The sequence below is a fragment of the Ruminococcus sp. RTP21204st1_B2_RTP21204_210225 genome (genome assembly GCF_040914135.1).
Lineage (GTDB): Bacteria > Bacillota > Clostridia > Oscillospirales > Ruminococcaceae > Hominimerdicola > Hominimerdicola aceti.
Map to the genome: position 1 here is coordinate 1 of NZ_JBCPGA010000004.1, position 18,384 is coordinate 18,384.

Consider the following 18,384-nt stretch of genomic DNA (forward strand, 5'->3'; position numbering starts at 1 on the left):
TCTTTGACATAAAATAACCCCCTTTAGAGTTACACCATTTTATTATTTCATGTGTCTACTCTAAGGGGATTATATCATTAAACATATCGTCCATTTTTTATGTGATATTCTATTTTTAACACTCCATATCATGGATAAGTCCGCAGTTTCGCATGGAGATAGTTCCGTTATTGCCTGTTATATAATGGTCAAGAACTGTCACACCTAAACATCTCATATATCTCATGACCTCACGGGTGAGAGTAACGTCCTCCTGAGAGGGGGTGTTGGGTGAGTCAGGGTGATTGTGGGCAAGGATAACAATATCAGTGCCGCTGTTGAGAACGGCTTTTGTAAGCTCACGAAAATCAACAGGGGTAAATCTCGCACCGCCTGCGGATATGTCTGTTACACTCTTTATGTGAAAGCCAGAGTCGATACAAATTACCTTGAACTTCTCCTGCTTTTCGTTTCTGAAACAGTTGTTTACAAAACTCAGCGCCGCAGATATGTTTCTAATGTCTATCCTGCTGTCTGTGACAGTGGAGCAGTAGTTTATAAGCTCTCTGAAAAATAAAAGTGAGTTTGCAGAGCTTTCGCCCATGTCCTTTACCGAAGAAAGCTCCTCCACAGAAGCGTTAAGAACGCTGTTTAAGCTTCCGAACTTTTTTATAAGCTCGTGCGCAATATCATTGGTGTTCTTTCTCGGCACAATGTAAAATAAAAGCATTTCAAGTATCTCATGCTCGGAAAAGCCCTTGAAATTTCCCGATTCTTTGAAACGCTTCCTCATTCTCTCTCTGTGACCACCATGGTCTGCTTGACTGCTCATTTTATCACCTCTTATACAAGTATAAAATATCCGCACTTTTTTGTCAATAAAAAACCATTGTGACTTTATTCTTTACAGATAATTTCAGCAAGAGGGTAAGCTAATAATATTTAGAAAATTTTATTAATAAATCACAAATAGCGTAAAATGCTAAAAAAACCTTCAGAAATATCAAAAGTGTCTGTGCGAAATGACGTTGAAAAAGGTTGTTTTTTTATGATATAATGAAATGGTAACTATTATATTATGGAGATGTTTTTATGACAGACCTGACGGTGGGAAAACCGTGGACAGTGCTGTGGAAATTTTCCCTGCCTATGTTCGTGAGCGTGATATTTCAGCAGATGTATTCCATTTTTGACAGTATCATAGCAGGAAAATTCGCAGGCGAGGACGCTCTTGCGGCAGTTGGTGCGTCTTATCCTATAACAATGATATTTATGGCGTTTGCAGTGGGAAGCAATGTTGGCTGTTGTGTGGTGATATCTCAATTCTTTGGTGGAAAAGAGTTCTCAAAGGTAAAAACTGCGTCAACTACTACTATAATTTCATGTACGATACTTGCGACAGTTCTGACAGTTTTTGGACTTGCGTTCTCTACTCCTCTTATGAGAATGATAAACACGCCTGATAACATTTTCCGTGACGGTGAGCTTTATCTGAAGATCTATATCGCAGGTCTTATCTTCCTGTTTCTTTATAACGTGGGTACAGGTATTTATAACGCAATGGGCGACTCGAAAACACCATTGTATCTCCTTATCGGCTCATCAGTTGGAAACGTTGTTCTCGACTATGTGTTCGTGAAGTTCTTTAAATGGGGTGTGGCAGGCGTTGCATGGGCTACTTTTATCGCTCAGGGAGTGGCTTGCGTGTTCTCACTGCTTATTTTGGTGAAGAAAACCGCAGAAATTAAAACAGAGGATAAACCACTGCTGTTTTCAGGAAAAATACTTAAAAAGATAACCCTTTATTCTATACCTAGTATTTTACAGCAGAGTTTTATCTCAGTGGGAAATATCTTTGTGCAGTATCTTGTAAACAGCTTCGGCTCGTCTTGTATCGCAGGATATTCTTCTGCAATAAAGCTAAATACCTTTGCTATAACAAGCTTTACAACGCTTTCAAACGGGCTTTCAAGCTTTGTTGCACAGAATTACGGTGCAGGCAGGAACGATAGGATAAAAAGCGGATATAAAGCAGGACTTGTTATCTCAGCTATCGTGGCAGTGCCTTTTATACTCTGCTTTTTCTGTATGCCAAAAACCATGATAAATCTGTTTCTTGACGACGGCGGAACAAAAGCCGTTGAGATAGGCACAACATTTTTGAGAATAATATCGCCTTTCTATGTGTTTGTGGGCATAAAAATAATGTCAGACGGAGCATTGAGAGGTAAGGGTGCAATGCAGTATTTTATGATATCAACTTTTACGGACTTGATACTCAGAGTAGTGCTTGCGTTCGTGTTGGCAAGACCATATGGGTCAACGGGAATATGGCTGTCATGGCCGATAGGTTGGCTTGTGTCAACAGTGCTGTCAGTGGTGTTTGCGAGAGTGAAAGTGATGAAAAACGAATTGAATGAGGAATGAGGAGTGAGGAATTGGCAAAGCCAACCTAACAAATCACAAGTAATAAGTAAAATAAAGAGTCGAGCGCAGTGATTCTGCGGCATAACAAACCATGGCGTAAACCTTGGCTAAAACAACGTAACTTCGATTAGCAAAGACTAAATTAAAAAAAAGTTCTCAATAATGATGTTGACAAGTTTAATTAAATGTTGTATGATTATAAGAATAATAAATTAAGAATTCAAAATGTTTGCGGGAGGTTAATTTATGCTGGATACTAATGTAAACAATAAGTTTGGTAAAGAGGGTCTTACCTTTGATGACGTTCTCCTTATCCCAGGCGAGTCGGATTGTACACCTGATATGGTGGATATCCATACACACCTTACTAAGGATATAGTCCTCAATACACCTATAATGACATCTGCTATGGATACAGTCACAGAGTCAAAAATGGCTATCGCTATCGCAAGAGAGGGCGGTATCGGTATTATCCATAAGAATATGACTATTGCTCAGCAGGCAGAAGAGGTGGATAAGGTAAAGCGTTCTGAAAACGGCGTTATCGTTAATCCTTTCTCTCTTACAGCCGATAAAACTGTTGCTGAAGCTGATAAGCTCATGGGCAAGTATAAGATCTCCGGCGTGCCTATAGTCGATGAGGAAGGCAAGCTCGAGGGTATCCTCACTAACAGAGATCTTAGATTTATCACTGATTTTGAAAATATCAAGATCGGTGACGTTATGACTAAGGAAAACCTCGTTACTGCTCCTGTTGATACGGATCTTGAAGGCGCTCAGAAGATACTTATGAAGCATAAGATCGAGAAGCTTCCTCTTGTTGATGCAAACGGCGTTCTTAAGGGTCTTATCACTATCAAGGATATTGAAAAGGCTGTTCAGTATCCAAATTCCGCAAGAGATAAAAAGGGCAGACTTCTTTGCGGTGCTACTATCGGCATGACTAACGATATTCTTGAAAGAGTTGCCGCTCTCGTTGAAGCTCAGGTAGACGTCCTCGTTCTTGACTCTGCTCACGGCCATTCTATGAACGTTATAAATTGTCTTAAAAAAGTTAAGGCCGCTTTCCCTGATACACCGGTTATTGCAGGTAATATCGCTACTGCTGAAGCCGCCAGAGCGCTCTGCGAAGCAGGTGCTGACGCTATAAAGGTCGGTATCGGCCCTGGTTCTATCTGTACTACCCGTGTAGTCGCTGGTATAGGTGTTCCTCAGGTCACTGCAGTTTATGACGCTGCTTGCGCTGCTGCTGAGTATGGCATTCCTGTTATTGCTGACGGCGGTATCAAGTATTCAGGCGATATCGTTAAGGCTCTTGCTGCCGGTGCAAACGTTGTAATGCTTGGTTCACTCCTCGCAGGCTGTGACGAAGCTCCAGGCGAAACTGAGATCTATCAGGGCAGACAGTTCAAGGTATACAGAGGCATGGGTTCTCTTGCCGCTATGAATAAAGGCTCAAAGGACAGATATTTCCAGACAAACTCAAAGAAGCTCGTTCCAGAGGGCGTTGAGGGTCGTGTGGCTTATAAGGGTCCAGTTTCAGATACTATCTTCCAGCTCGTTGGCGGTATCCGTTCAGGTATGGGCTATTGCGGTTGTCATACTATTGCAGAGCTTGGCGAAAAGGCTAAGTTCATCAGGATAACAGGCGCAGGTCTTAAGGAGTCACACCCACACGATATTTATATCACAAAGGAAGCTCCAAACTATTCCGCAGGTATCTAATAGAATTTATATACAAAAAAAGAGCAGAGATCTCGTTTCTCTGCTCTTTTTGTATTATTTTGTATGGGAAAACAGCGTTCGCCCACAGTTTCAAGTTTTTTTCTGAAAAAACTACTCCATAAATTCTCCCAAAAGACCACTTGCAATTGCTACAGTTTCAGGACATGGACGCTTCTGATAGTATTCTTTTGTGCGCTTTGCAGGGTCAGGGTCACTAGGTCCGCTCAGACCGAGAAGCTCACGGCAGATGATAGTGTCAGAGCCAAGCTCTTCCTTGAAACGCTTTGCAAAAAGCTGAACACGCTCATAATCCTTGCCCTTTGCAGCCCTGTCACTGCCTATGGTGTTGCCAAATTTCAATCCAAGCACCATGACTGCACCTGTAAATGCTCCGCAGACCTCTCTCATTCTGCCTATTCCGCCGCCAAAGCCCGAAGCTATCTTGTATGCAGTTTCGCTGTCAAGGCCGATATCCTCAGCCCATGCGCCTACTACCGCCTGTGAACAGTTGTAGCCCTCCATGAAAAGAGCTTTTGCTGCCGCTGCTTTTTCCTTATTCATTTAAAAAGAACTCCTTTTTTGTCATATATTGATCTTCATTATAGCACAGCTTTAAGTTTTTTTCAAGACGTATTATTGGTTAGTATAGTCTACGTCAAATTGCATAAAATTTTGCCATAAAATTTTGCAATATTTTTATATTGTTAGACAAAACTAACCTATTGACAAATGTACACTAATGTGGTATACTTTAATCACAGCAAGGGAAAAGCTGCAAAGAATAACGCAGATAAGCGAAAACGCTGGTCTGTGGAAAAGTAAAAAATGATATTAAAATAAGGAGGACAAAGATTATGTCAAAGTTTGTATGTTCAGTATGCGGTTACGTTTATGAGGGCGAGGCTGCTCCAAAGGAGTGTCCTATCTGCCACGCACCAGCAGAAAAGTTCAATAAAGTAGAAGAAACAGCTATCACATGGGCTGACGAGCATAAGGTAGGCGTTGCAGAGGGTCTTGATGAGGAAGTTGTTGCAGGTCTTAGAGAGAACTTCAACGGCGAGTGCTCTGAGGTAGGTATGTATCTTGCAATGGCAAGAGTTGCTTACAGAGAAGGCTATCCTGAGGTAGGTATGTACTATGAGAAGGCAGCTTACGAAGAGGCTGAGCACGCTGCTAAGTTCGCAGAGCTTCTGGGCGAGGTAGTAACACCTTCTACAAAGAAAAATCTCGAGATGAGATATATGGCTGAGAATGGTGCTTGTGAGGGCAAGATGAAGCTTGCTAAGAGAGCAAAGGAACTTGGCTATGACGCTATCCATGACACAGTTCATGAAATGGCTAAGGACGAAGCAAGACATGGATGCGGCTTCAAGGGTCTGCTTGACAGATATTTCGCTAACAAGTAATTTATCTTAAAATAGTATAAATTAAAGATTACGACGAATTTTTCCCGAAAAAGGCGGAGGTATTTGAAAAAATACTTCTGTCTTTTTGTTTTATAAAGCCGTTATAAAAGCTCAAATCTATTGCAAATGACGTAAAACTGTGGTATAATATTTTAGTATGATAAAATAATGCTTTAGGAGATGATAGTGTGATAGAAACACTGGCGGCGGAAACTGCGACCTTGCAGAACGTTTATGCCCCCTTGCCTTTCAAGGTGCATATGATATTCTGCGTTATCGCTACGCTTTTATATATAACTCAGTTCATAAGGAAAGGCTCTTATCATTATCTTACATTAATGATAGCTATCGACCTTACTATAGTTACTCAGTTTACCACAAAAAGCTTTGTTATCGGTATGCTTTTCGGTGCAGAGGTAGCGCTTCTTGCGGCAACAGCTTTTATTTCCCATAGGTTTGCTAAAAAGCAGAAAGCTTTGGAGAATGCCGGGGAAAAGTCGGAAACTGCTCAAAAGGAAGATGAAGAATGAAAATAGTTATACTTGACTCTGAAACAGTTTCAAGAAACGATGTGTCACTGGAGGGTATAACAGTCCTTGGTGAAAGCATTGTTTATGGTTTTACACCAAATGAACAGGTCGCAGAAAAGATAGGCGACGCTGACGCTGTTATATGTAACAAGTGCCTCATAACAGAGGCGGTATTCTCAAAGTGCAAAAACCTGAAATACGTCGGTCTTTTTGCAACGGGATATAATAATGTTGACCTCTCCGCCGCAGACAGGCATGACGCGGTGGTCTGCAATGTGCCTGCATATTCTACAAACGCAGTTGCTCAGCATACTTTTGCACTTATCCTCAACTATTTCAGCAAGATAAGAGAATATGCCGAGAAAGTTGATGAGGGCGGCTGGGTGAATTATAAGCTGTTTTCATATTTTGGTATCCCTACCTATGAGCTTGCAGGAAAAACCATTGGTATAGTAGGCTATGGCGACATAGGAAAGAAAGTTGCTGAGATAGCAAGAGCGTTCGGCATGAAGGTCATCACCTTTACACGCTCACCACAGAAAATAACTGACGGCACGCCTGCGGTAAGCCTTGAAGAACTTCTAAAGAACTCTGATATAGTGACGCTCCATTGTCCTCTTACAAAGGATAATGAGAAAATGATAAATGCCGAAAGCCTTGGCATGATGAAAAAGTCAGCATTTTTCGTCAACACTGCAAGAGGCGGTCTTGTGGACGAAAAGGCTCTTGCTGAGGCTCTTGAAAATGGCGATATCGCAGGGGCAGGAATTGATGTTCTCACAAACGAGCCAATGGATGAAGACTGCCCTCTCAGAAACGCAAAGAACTGCACTGTTACCCCACATATAGCGTGGGCGCCAAAGCAGACGAGAGAAAGGCTTCTTGAAACTGTTGCGCAGAACTTGAAAATGTGGATAGAGGGTACGCCACAGAATGTTGTCAACGGAAAATAACAATAAGGACATGATGAAAATGATAGATATGACAAAAAAGAAAAGAGTTGTGGTAAAGGTAGGAACTTCTACTCTTACTCACAGCACAGGGCTTTTGAACATACGCCGTGTGGAACAGCTCGTTAAAACTCTTGCCGATCTGCAAAATGCAGGACATGAGATAATCCTTGTATCAAGCGGTGCGGTGGGCCTTGGCAGAGCAAAGCTTGGCATAAAGGAAAGACCCAAGGACACTCCCACAAGACAGGCTTGTGCGGCGGTGGGTCAGTGTGAGCTTATGTATCTTTACGATAATCTTTTCTCTGAATACAGCCTTAATGTGGCTCAGCTTCTGCTTACAAAGTATATTCTTCTTGAGGACAGACGCATAAATGTGCAGAACGCCCTTAACCGCATTATAGAGCTTGGTTCTATCCCTATTGTGAACGAGAACGATACGGTGTCTATTGATGAGCTGGAGCTTGAAATGGGCGAGAACGATTCTCTTGCGGCAAATGTTGCGGTGCTTGCTAATGCAGATCTGCTTATAATAATGTCTGATATCGAGGGACTTTTTGACAAAGACCCTCATAAGTATGATGACGCTGAGCTTATTCCTGTTGTGCCTGAGATAACGGAGGAGATAAAGGCTATTGCAGGGGGTGCAGGTTCTTCACTTGGCACAGGCGGAATGGCGACAAAGATAAAAGCCGCTGAGATATGCAAAAATGGCGGAATAGATCTTATAATAATGAATGGCAGAGATCCAAGACATTTGTATAAGGTATTTGAAAATAAACCTATAGGAACACTTTTTACAGCTAACGGGGAGGTATAGTAAAAATGAGTTACATCGATATTTTGGGACAGAAAGCAAAAGCTTGCAAAAAGGATATCGCCTTCGCTTCAACAACACAGAAAAATGATGCACTTCTTGAGATCGCACATATCCTGAGAGTTTGCAAGGACGATATTATCGAAGCAAACAAGGTTGACCTTGAAAACGGCAGAATGAGAAAAATGTCTGAGGCTATGCTTGACAGACTTGCACTCAATGACAGCCGTATAGAGGGCATGGCAAAGGCTTGCGAAGAGCTTGCACAGCTTGACGACCCTGTGGGCGAGGTAGTTTCAGGCTCAACAAGACCTAACGGCATGAAGATCGAGAAAGTAAGAGTGCCAATGGGCGTTATAGGCATTATTTTTGAAGCCAGACCTAACGTTACTGTAGACGGCGCTATACTTTGCCTTAAAAGTGGAAACGCTGTTATACTCAGGGGCGGAAAGGAAGCAATAAACTCAAACAAAATGCTTGCCGACCTAATGAGAAAGGCTGTCGAAAGGGCAGGCTTCAGTCCTGATATCATTCAGCTTGTGGAGGATACTGACAGAGGCATCGCTCTTGATATGATGAAAGCTAATGATTATATTGATGTCCTTATCCCAAGGGGAGGCGCACAGCTTATAAAGGCTGTTGTACAGTCTGCCACTGTGCCTGTTATCGAGACCGGCACAGGAAACTGTCACGTTTATGTTGACGCAAGTGCGGATATAAAAATGGCTGTGAACATTGTTGATAACGGCAAGACCTCACGTCCGTCTGTATGCAACGCAGTTGAAAGCTGTCTTGTTCACAGGGATATCGCAGAGGATTTTCTCCCGAAGCTTAAAGAAAGACTTGACAAGCACCACGTTGAGATAAGAGGCTGTGAGCTTACAAGGCAGATACTTGGTCCTGAAAACGTTACTCCTGCTGATGATGACGATTATGCAACAGAGTTTCTTGACTATATAATCTCTATCAAGGTCGTTGACGACATGGCGGAAGCCCTTGAACATATCGACAGATTTTCTACAGGACATTCTGAGTGTATCGTAACAGAAAGCCTTTTTGCCGCACAGGAATTTCAAAAGCGTGTTGACTCAGCGGCAGTATATGTAAACTGCTCAACAAGATTTACAGACGGCGGAATGTTCGGTCTTGGTGCTGAGATAGGCATTTCCACTCAGAAGCTTCATGCAAGAGGTCCTATGGGTCTTAGAGAAATGACCACCACAAAGTATCTTATCTCAGGCAACGGACAGATAAGAGAATAGATATTAGTGAGGAATGAGGAGTGGGGAATGAAGGTATCGCCTGCGGCGATGATTTCTCTGTAGGGGCGACCTTTGGTCGCCTGTCTGCTCTGATACTTTGATATATTATAAAAAAAGAGGTAATTATAATGATAAAAGCTATGAATATTTCTTATGAGATAGGCGATAAGCTTTATCTCAACATCACAAACAAGTGCCCATGCAACTGCACATTCTGTATTCGTCACAACGGTGATGGTGCTTATGGCTCTGACCCACTGTGGCTGGAACATCAGCCTACTGCCGAAGAGGTAATAGACAACATCAAAAAGCGTGACCTTGACAGCTACAAGGAAATTATTTTCTGCGGTTATGGCGAGCCTACCTGTGAGCTTGAAATACTCAAAGAAACTGCAAAGTATATAAAATCTGTTACAAAGACACCTATAAGGATCAACACAAATGGTCTTAGCGACCTTATCAACAAGCGTGAAACTCCTGCTGAGTTCAAGGGACTTGTTGATATAATCTCAATAAGTCTTAACGCTTCTGACGCAAAGGCTTATGACGAGATAACAAGACCCTCATTCAAGGGCGTGAACTGCTTTGAAGAAATGCTCTCTTTTGCAAAGAGAGTGAAAGAGTTCGTGCCGGAGGTAATGCTCACTGTGGTTGATATAATCGGCGAAGAGGAGATAAAAAAATCTCAGGCAGTTGCTGACAGCGTGGGTATACATCTCAGAGTCAGAGAATATGTTGATTAATATTTTGTAAACAATATATTAAGTTTTATATTTGCTCAATATTCCGTTTTCAGCAAACATCTAAGTGATGTCGGAACAATAACCGAGTGCTGAAAACGGATATTTTTGTTCGATAATAAAAAGAAAGCTTGGTAGAAAAAATGGAAAAGGAAAAGATAAGACGTCTTGTTTTGCAGGCAGGACAGGGTGACAGAGCAGCTTTCGGCGAGCTTTACGAAGAAACGGGCAGGTCGGTATATTTTAACTGCCTGAAGCTTCTTGGAAATGCTCAGCAGGCGGAGGATATAACTCAGGACACTTTCATGAAAGCTCTTGTAAAGCTTGACAGCCTTAAAGAGCCTGAGAATTTCTCAGCGTGGGTAAACCGCATTGCCATAAACAACTGCAAAATGTATTTCAGGAAAAATCCCCGCACTGCGGAGGAGGAGTCGGAAAAGATAATCGACGATACGCCCGACAGCGAGCTTATCCCTGACGATTATGCCGACAGCGAAGAAAAACGCAGGATAATAATGAACATTATCGACACCGCTCTCACTGACGAACAGCGTCAGACAATAATACTTTACTATTTTGATATGATGAGCGTGGCTGAGATAGCAGAGATAATGGAATGTTCTGTTGGCACTGTCACTTCCCGTCTTAGCGCTGCAAGAAAGAAGATAAGGGAGGCGGTGCTTATTTACGAAAAGAAAAACAATGACAGGCTTCATGCTGTTATGCCTATACCTGTTCTGTCAAAGATATTTATGCAGGAATGTCAGCATTTGAAGCTGCCTGAATTATCCGTTTTCAGCAACACGGCAGCCGCCGAGGATATTGTTCCCGATAAAAATACTACAATAAGTAAATCGGGAGGAAAAGGTATGTTTTCAACAGTAAAAGCAAAAGTAATAGCAGGAGTAGTCGCATTGGCAGTAGTTGGCGGAGGTATCACAGGGGTGGTGCTTGCAAACAGAGATAAGACATCAGATGCTGATAAGCCAAACACAGCCGTTCAGACAGACGCACAGGGGGAAGTGAACGAGCAGGAGATAGAGGACAATCTAAACGAACTTGATGAAAATGCTGATAATGAAGATGATGCAAGCGGTACAAATTCAAACAGTGAGCTTGAAATGGCGGTTTACACTGTTTCTGACGAGATAAAAAATGCTGATCTTTCGTCAGGTCTTGTTCAGCTCAACGGTGACATCATGCAGGTGGGCGGATATATAAAGACATCTGATTTCTATGCAAAATATGCTGACGAATACAGTTTTGTATACTGCGACGGAGGTCACTATGAGGATAAAAAGGGCGAAATGCTCAATTATCGTGTAGGTGCAGACAACTATTTCGGCGGTGAATGGTGGGATAGCTATTACATGACCCTTATCCCAAAGGTCGAGCCGCAGGGGGATGAGATAACGGTATATGTTGCAAATCTCACAAACCCTGACGGACAGGTATCTCTTGCAGACAGCTATGTGGTATGGGCAGAGGAAACGCCTATGTCAAACGATATTTACACTCCTGCTTGGATACCGACCGGTATGCCAACAAGGCTTTGCTATGATGTCACAAGCACAAAGAAGCTCGATGAGATATATGACAACATAGATGATTATTCAGCACAATCAGTACAGGATATGCTTGCTTCTCAGGGCATCTCAAAGGGTGAGAACAGCATTTCAGGCAACTATCTTTCCTATGTTTACTCACAGGGCGATATGTCAATGAGCGGAACATACTGTGTGAACAGCGACACTGACCCTGACGTTTTCGTTGCATATGTTGCAGGTGAGAAAAATGCCGCAGGGCTTACACCTCTCTACAGATATCATTTTGCCTTCGATACAAATTCAAAAAAGCTTTATGAAAGCAGAATGTATCTTGCAGGTATGTTCTGAAAAACCTATCCCTCACATTTGTGGGGGATATTTTTTGCTCGTTGACAGGCATTTTGTTATGTGATATAATTATTTCGGCAATATTATAATAATAAGTATTAATTATATGTAAACTATATATGAAAATTTTGAATTTGCTCAACAAATCGTCTGCGTTTTGCATCTAACTAATGTCGGGACTGATAAAACAGCGGACGAGAAAACGGCAATTCGGAAAGAAAGAGCAGGTCAAAAACATGGAAAAAGATGATATCAAAAAGCTTGTATTGCAGGCGGCACAGGGAAACAAGGCGGCGTTCGGTGCGCTTTATGAAGAAACGGGCAGAACAGTGTATTTTAGCTGCCTGAAGCTTCTTGGCGACCCACAGCTTGCAGAGGATATCACTCAGGAAACTTATATTACAGCCCTTCAAAAGCTTGGCACTCTTGCACAGCCTGAGAATTTTCCAGCATGGGTAAACAGGATAGGGATAAATCTCTGCAAAATGCACTTTAGAAACAATTCCGCCCCTGAGGACAACTCAGAGGAGATAATAGAGGAGATCCCTGACGAGGGGCTTATCCCGGAGGAATATGTGAGCAATGACGCTAAAAGAAAGATAATAATGGATATTATCGACACTGTTCTCACAGAAGAGCAAAGGCGTTCGGTGATACTGTATTATTTCGATATGCTCACAGTGCCTGAGATAGCAGAGGTAATGAACTGCACCACAGGTACAGTAACTTCTCGCCTTAGTGCCGCAAGAAAAAAGATAAAGGAGGCGGTGCTTATATACGAGGAAAACAACAACGACAGACTTCATGCTGTCGTGCCTGTATTTATTCTTTCAAAGCTTCTTAATAAAGAGGCTTCAAACACCGTTCTTCCGAAACTTACCGTTTTCACAGGCTCAGCCTCAGCCGCTAATGCAGTTCCCGATAGCGTAACATCAACAAAAACTATATCGGGAGGAAAAGGAATGTTTTCAACAGTAAAAGCAAAGGTAATAGCAGGTGTGGTCGCAGTGGCAGTTGTGGGTGGAGGTATCACAGCGGCGGTAATGCTCAGTTCAAATAATAGTGATGACGATGATAATAATGATATTGTTGTTGCTTCTTCACAAAATGACAGCACAGCTTCAAAGGGCGATGAAGACGTGTCTGATACCGCTAACGATAACAAAGACAACAATCTATATTGGATAGACGGATTTAATGGCGGTACGCCGTCAGATACTTTGCCGCAGGATATTTTCGGCAGCAAAATATCAGTGCCTGTTGACCTTAGTGCCATAGACGGCGGCAATGCCAATATGAAAATGTACGGCGACGATATTGGCAGATCTAGTGATATTATGAGCGTTGATAAAATGATAGGTGAAAACAGTGACGTTGAGATAACCTTCGTTTCATCAGATGAGAGCCAAACAAACTACGACCTTACCAGTGCAAACCCATTTGACCGTGACGCAAGTGTGGCTGACATTCTCAAGGAAAACAGCTGGAGCATTACCATACCTTTAGAAGAGGCTGTGGATACCTCCGACTGGGAGTATGAAAGCTACGGCAACTACAGCAATAAAGAAGATCTTGATAAAATAATCGACAAAATGGGCTGCCCTACAAGCATTTATATGAACAGCGAATATGACGGCATGGACGATTATAAATGCTATACAATGTATTGGGAGAACGTTGACTATACAATTTCACTCGGCGTGGTGGAAACATATAGTAATTACGAAGAGTATGACGTAGTGCTTGATTACTTCTCGGTTTCCGATTTCACATACTACAGCAAAAACTATCCGCAGGAAGAAATACACGAAAAAGACGGAGAGGCTGTTTTCACATCTGAGTATACAGGCATAACAACACCGGGCGAGAGCACTGTAAACACTGATGAGAACAGAGTAAAGGTATATGATGACCTCAAGACCCTCGACCTTACTTCAGACGCTGCTCTGCCTAAGGATATAAGCGTTAGCTATAAGGGCATAGACCACGTTTTCACAGGCAATGAGCTTATTGATGATGTAAGAGCAGAAATGGCGGATACACCTGACGATGAATACGATTCTGCTCTTTGCTACGGAAAAACAAGCTCGACTGTGGATAATATCATCATCTTCGACTTCTGGCTCAACAGCGATCATACCCTCCATAAGATAAGAATGAGTTTCACCACCGAAAGCGACTGCTCAATATTCGGTATAACAAAAAATTCAACTCCTGAGGAGATGGCTGCGATTCTCGGCACACCTGAGGTCAGCGACAGAAACGGCAAAGATCAGTTTCTTGATTGGAAGAGCGATTCCATGAGCGTGAACGCATATTACTATGACGGCGTTTTGCAGTCTATACAGGCTTACTTTGAAAACTAGGCGGCTTTTATTTGACAACATAAGCGGTATGTGCTATAATATTTTATATTAATGCTTTACTATGATAAAATATAGAGAGGATAATGTAAAATGAGCGAAAAGCTTTGGAGAAAAAACCTTATAAATATAGAGCCATACGTTGCAGGGGAACAGCCTAAAAACGATAAGATAATAAAGCTCAATGCAAATGAAAACCCTTATCCGCCGTCACCAAAGGTAAAGGCAATATTGGAGGGGAAAACTATTGCAGAGCTTAGAAAATACCCTAGTGCTGATGCTTCTGCACTGAGAACGGCGCTTGCGGAGCGTGTGGGACTGAATAGCGAAAATGTTTTCTGCGGAAACGGTTCAGACGATGTGCTTGCCACAGCTTTCAGAGCATTTTTCAACTCTGATAAGCCTATACTTTATCCTGATATAACTTATTCGTTCTATCCTGTGTGGTGTGAGCTTCTGAAGATACCATACAAGACTAAGAGCGTTGACGATGATTTTGTAATAAATATCGAGGATTTCAAAGAGCCTAACGGTGGCGTTGTTATACCAAACCCTAATGCTCCGACAAGCCTTGGTGTGGGTGAGAAATTTATAAGAGAACTTCTTGAAAACAATCAGGACAGCATTGTTATAATCGACGAGGCATATGTGGATTTCGGCAGATATTCCTGCGTGGAGCTTGTGAAAGAGTACGATAATCTCGTTGTAACACAGACTTTCTCAAAGTCACGTTCCCTTGCAGGCATGAGAGTGGGCATGGCTTTTGCAAGTGCTGAGCTTATCAGCTATATGCGGGCTGTAAAGGACTCATACAATTCCTATCCTCTCGACCAGATAGCCATAGAAACTGCCGTTGCAAGCCTTTCTGACGAGGATTATTTCAAGGCGACAGTTGAAAAGGTCAAGGCAACAAGGGATAGAACAGCGGAAAAAATGCGTGAAATGGGCTTCAACGTCCTTGACAGCGAAACGAATTTTCTCTTTGCACAGCATGAAAAGCTCTCTGCAAAGGAGATCTTCACATACCTCCGTGAAAATGGTATCTTCGTGAGATATTTCAACAAGCCGAGAATAGATAACTTCCTGAGAATTACTATCGGCACAGACGAGGAAATGGATCTTATGCTTGAAAAGCTTTCGGAGATATGCAAATAATATAGTTATCACAAAAGCTTATGGATATATCTATTCAGTGTAGGGGCAAACAGTGTTCGCACCTTAGTTTCTGATTTTTTTGAAAGACTTTTGTTCGGGCGGCTCTGACCGCCCTTTTTTGTGCCTTATCCCTTAAAATCAGAGCATAAAGGTATTGAAAATCAGAAAATGTTGTGATATAATTATCATAAGTAATTATTGCCTGAAGAAAGGATATGTATATATGTTGATAAATTCACTGGCGGCGCTTGCGCTTGGCTTTGCGCTGGATATGCTCCTTGGCGACCCTGAAGTAGTGGTCTATCCTCAGTATTTTATAAAAAAGCTTGTGGCAAAACTTGATAAGTCTTTCAGAAACAGCTATAAAAACACCCCCGAAGCACAGCGTATGGCAGGTCTTATGATGACTGTGATAGTGCTTCTTATAGTTGCCGCTGTGGCATTGCTTCTTCTATTCGTGGGCTATAAGCTAAATGCCGCACTTGGCATCTTCCTCGAGGGCATAATGTGCTGGTCAGCGCTTTCTGTAAAGTCCCTTAAAACTGCAGCAGGGGGCGTAATGCGTGCGGCAAGGGCAGGCAATCTTTCTTCGGCACAGCGTAAAGTAAAAAAAGTCACATTCCGTGACACCGACGATATGAACATTGACGCTGTTATAAAAAGTACGGTGGAGTCGGTTGCAGAGAACACCACAGATTGGGCGGTCGCACCTATTTTCTGGTCTGCGATATTCGGTGGTCTGGGCGGAATACTCTACAGAACAGTGAATATTATCGACAACACAGTGGGCTATAAAACAGACACATACATAAACTTCGGCAAATTTCCTGCAAAGCTGGACGACGTTCTCAGCTTTATACCTGCAAGAATAGCCGCTCTGCTTATGAAAATGAACGTTTCTTATCTTCACCTTGACAGCAAGAACGCTTCTCAGGTATACAAAAAAGACAGAAGAAAATCCCCTAGTCCTAATTCAGCGCAAACTCAGTCGGTGTGTGCAGGTGCATTGGGTATCCAGCTTGGCAGTGATGAGTATTACGGCGGACAGCTTGTAAGAAAGCCTGTTATAGGCAGAAATCTAAAGCCATGCGAGCCTAATGATATATTCTGGGCAAATCAGCTTTTGCTTGGAACATCGTTCTATGCTATGCTTTTTACAGCAGTTATAAGAACGGCACTGTTCTTTGTGATATGATATAAAATAACAATAGCCGAGAGGTAAACGCCCCTCGGCTTTGTTTTTATAGTGTAGAGGCGACCTTGGGTCGCCCGCTTATCGTTAGTTTCTGTGCAAAAAAAAGACCTCCCACCAAGAGAGGTCTTTTGTGTTATCAGTGGTTTCTGTACCAATCACGAATGAACTTGCCGCTTGCTGTGAGCTGTGAAGTGCCGCTCTTTATAGCTTTGAGGTTCGTACCGCTATTGAATGCGGAAGCCGTTTCGCTCTTTCCGCAGGCTGACCAGTTTATGTAGCCTACATTCAGTGAATCGAGAAGCTTGAGCCATTTTGTGCTTTCTGTTGAGTTATATCCGCCGTTTCCGCTTGCGTCGCAAGTTCCGAACTCAGATACAAGAACAGGAAGTCCCTTGTTGTAGCAGTTCTGAAGTCTGTTTCTCAGCCAATCTCTGTGAGTATCAGCATAGAAGTGAAGAGCGTAAACGCAGTTTTTGTCAGAAAGCTTGTTGCCAAGCACCTGATCTATGTCCTGACTCCATGTGCCTGTGCCGCAGATTATGATAGCGTCACTGTCGTATTTTCTGATAGCGCTTACAACGCTCTGACAATAACTCTTTATTCCGCCTGTCCATGTGATTCCGCCGTTAGGCTCGTTGCAGATCTCGTAAATAACGTTATTGTAGTCCTTGTAGGTCTTAGCCATTTCTGTGAAGAACTTGATAGCGTCATTTTTGTGGTTGTTAGGGTTTTGGTCATTGAGAACGTGCCAGTCGATTATAGCATACATTCCAAGAGACTTTGCGTTCTCAACGCCTGTCTTGACTTTCTGCTTTGCCTGCGCCTGATACTTGCCGTTCTCGGTGCAGTAGCCGCCCCATTCATAAGTATACATTGCGATTCTTATGGTGTTGACCTTCCAGTCATCTCTGAGAACTTTAAGTGAGTCCTTTGTAAGGATATCGGAAAAATCCTCCCACATGATGCCGTGAGTTGACATACCCTTTATCTTGAATACCTTGCCGTTCTTGTCAACAATGTTCGCACCCTTTACAGAAAGCTGACCATGCTGTGAAACAGGTGTCACAACAGCAGGAGCTTTAGATGTAGTAGCGGATACCTCTGCGGAATATTTTCCGTAGTGGTTGGCTTTCTTGTCGTCTGTCTTGCAGGCTCTTATCTTGAACTTGTATGTGGTCTTCTGGCTGAGATTTTTTACAGTGTAGCTTGTGTCTGTGGTCTTTGCGATCTCTTTCCACTGACCATTTTTAAGCTGAAATATTCTGTAATTTGTGCATCCTATCTTTGTCCATGAAAGCTTTACGCTGTTATAGGAAACGCTTGATACTTTAAGACCCTTTGCAGGCTGTGGGTTCGTGGCGGTGTTCCAGTTGTCGGAATATGCGCCGTATACCTTTTTTCCTTTCACGGTCTTGTAGGCTCTTACCTTGAAGTTTTCACGGGTAGCATTTGGCAGATTTTTTACAGTGTATGTGAGGGTCGAGCCACTTTTTACGTCTGCGATCTGCGGATATTTACCGTTTTTTCTCATACAAACTGAGTATCCCGAAGCTCCGCTGACTTTTTTCCAGCTAAGCTTTATCTCGCTGTTGCTAAGTGTTTTTGAAGTAAGCCCTGTGACTTTTCCGACGCTTGCCGCCTCAACAGTTATCGCCGTCTGCGAAAGAAGCGGTGTTTCGTCCACAGCAGGCAATGCCGCCGCAGCCGACATGAGTGTTACCGAAGTCAGCAGCACAGCGGCGGCTTTTTTCAGACTGGTTAATTTTCCCATAATTTTTCCTCCAATAATGAATATTGTAACTTTTCATTCATATTTATTATAAGTTTAACATATTTTCATTCATTTGTAAACAGCAAAAGCCTATTTTAAAACTTAAATACTTCACAAATTTTAAATTCGTTCATTGGTGAAAATGTAATAAATCCTCCCTATTTACTAT

General features: G+C 42.5%; 15 protein-coding genes. 12 read left to right on the forward strand and 3 right to left on the reverse strand.

The genetic code is table 11. From position 1 onward, the window contains the following. Window positions 1-115: 115 nt before the first annotated feature. Window positions 116-811 (reverse strand): RadC family protein, encoded by a 696-nt coding sequence (locus AB5123_RS02435; protein ID WP_022287199.1) that lies wholly within the window; start codon window positions 809-811, stop codon window positions 116-118. A 260-nt stretch (window positions 812-1,071) separates the two neighbouring features. Between AB5123_RS02435 and AB5123_RS02440 the strand changes: the two genes are divergently transcribed. Together AB5123_RS02440 and guaB are read left to right on the forward strand one after the other, a co-directional pair. Next, window positions 1,072-2,406 (forward strand): MATE family efflux transporter, encoded by a 1,335-nt coding sequence (locus AB5123_RS02440; RefSeq protein WP_368364492.1) that lies wholly within the window; start codon window positions 1,072-1,074, stop codon window positions 2,404-2,406. Window positions 2,407-2,652: 246 nt separating this feature from the next. After that, complete coding sequence (gene guaB / locus AB5123_RS02445; RefSeq protein ID WP_181982695.1) at window positions 2,653-4,131, forward strand: IMP dehydrogenase; 1,479 nt, start codon at window positions 2,653-2,655, stop codon at window positions 4,129-4,131. A 111-nt stretch (window positions 4,132-4,242) separates the two neighbouring features. On the opposite strand, the gene AB5123_RS02450 is transcribed toward guaB, so the two are convergent. Next, window positions 4,243-4,692, reverse strand: coding sequence for a C-GCAxxG-C-C family protein (locus AB5123_RS02450; RefSeq protein ID WP_022287214.1), 450 nt, complete (start codon window positions 4,690-4,692; stop codon window positions 4,243-4,245). A gap of 293 nt (window positions 4,693-4,985) precedes the next feature. Here AB5123_RS02450 and AB5123_RS02455 point away from each other — a divergent pair, with 293 nt between their 5' ends. The 10 genes from AB5123_RS02455 to cbiB all read left to right on the forward strand — a co-directional run bounded on the left by AB5123_RS02455 (window position 4,986) and on the right by cbiB (window position 16,444). Then, entirely contained in the window at window positions 4,986-5,537 is a 552-nt protein-coding gene (locus tag AB5123_RS02455) for an NADH peroxidase (RefSeq protein ID WP_022287215.1), read from the forward strand. Window positions 5,538-5,725: 188 nt separating this feature from the next. Continuing rightward, window positions 5,726-6,067, forward strand: a complete 342-nt coding sequence (locus tag AB5123_RS02460; protein WP_117923300.1) for a hypothetical protein — start codon at window positions 5,726-5,728, stop codon at window positions 6,065-6,067. Further along, window positions 6,064-7,020, forward strand: a complete 957-nt coding sequence (locus AB5123_RS02465; protein WP_337812082.1) for a D-2-hydroxyacid dehydrogenase — start codon at window positions 6,064-6,066, stop codon at window positions 7,018-7,020. Before AB5123_RS02460 ends, AB5123_RS02465 begins: the two co-directional genes overlap by 4 nt. Window positions 7,021-7,039: 19 nt before the next feature. Then, the gene (proB, locus tag AB5123_RS02470; protein WP_022287218.1) at window positions 7,040-7,837 is read left to right on the forward strand and encodes a glutamate 5-kinase; all 798 of its coding nucleotides are present in this window, start codon (window positions 7,040-7,042) and stop codon (window positions 7,835-7,837) included. A 5-nt stretch (window positions 7,838-7,842) separates the two neighbouring features. Beyond that, the gene (locus AB5123_RS02475) at window positions 7,843-9,096 is read left to right on the forward strand and encodes a glutamate-5-semialdehyde dehydrogenase (protein WP_022287219.1); all 1,254 of its coding nucleotides are present in this window, start codon (window positions 7,843-7,845) and stop codon (window positions 9,094-9,096) included. A gap of 128 nt (window positions 9,097-9,224) precedes the next feature. Then, window positions 9,225-9,839, forward strand: coding sequence for a TIGR04100 family radical SAM protein (locus AB5123_RS02480; RefSeq protein ID WP_022287220.1), 615 nt, complete (start codon window positions 9,225-9,227; stop codon window positions 9,837-9,839). Between the two features lie 140 nt (window positions 9,840-9,979). Next, entirely contained in the window at window positions 9,980-11,731 is a 1,752-nt protein-coding gene (locus tag AB5123_RS02485) for an RNA polymerase sigma factor (RefSeq protein ID WP_347503313.1), read from the forward strand. Window positions 11,732-11,967: 236 nt separating this feature from the next. After that, window positions 11,968-14,097: an RNA polymerase sigma factor gene (locus AB5123_RS02490; RefSeq protein ID WP_368364493.1), complete on the forward strand. Its 2,130-nt coding sequence runs from the start codon at window positions 11,968-11,970 to the stop codon at window positions 14,095-14,097. A 90-nt stretch (window positions 14,098-14,187) separates the two neighbouring features. Then, the gene (gene hisC, locus AB5123_RS02495) at window positions 14,188-15,249 is read left to right on the forward strand and encodes a histidinol-phosphate transaminase (protein WP_287216346.1); all 1,062 of its coding nucleotides are present in this window, start codon (window positions 14,188-14,190) and stop codon (window positions 15,247-15,249) included. A 223-nt stretch (window positions 15,250-15,472) separates the two neighbouring features. Beyond that, entirely contained in the window at window positions 15,473-16,444 is a 972-nt protein-coding gene (gene cbiB / locus AB5123_RS02500; protein WP_022287224.1) for an adenosylcobinamide-phosphate synthase CbiB, read from the forward strand. Window positions 16,445-16,580: 136 nt separating this feature from the next. Here cbiB and AB5123_RS02505 read toward each other — a convergent pair whose 3' ends face one another. After that, entirely contained in the window at window positions 16,581-18,215 is a 1,635-nt protein-coding gene (locus tag AB5123_RS02505; protein ID WP_368364494.1) for a cellulase family glycosylhydrolase, read from the reverse strand. Window positions 18,216-18,384: the final 169 nt, after the last annotated feature.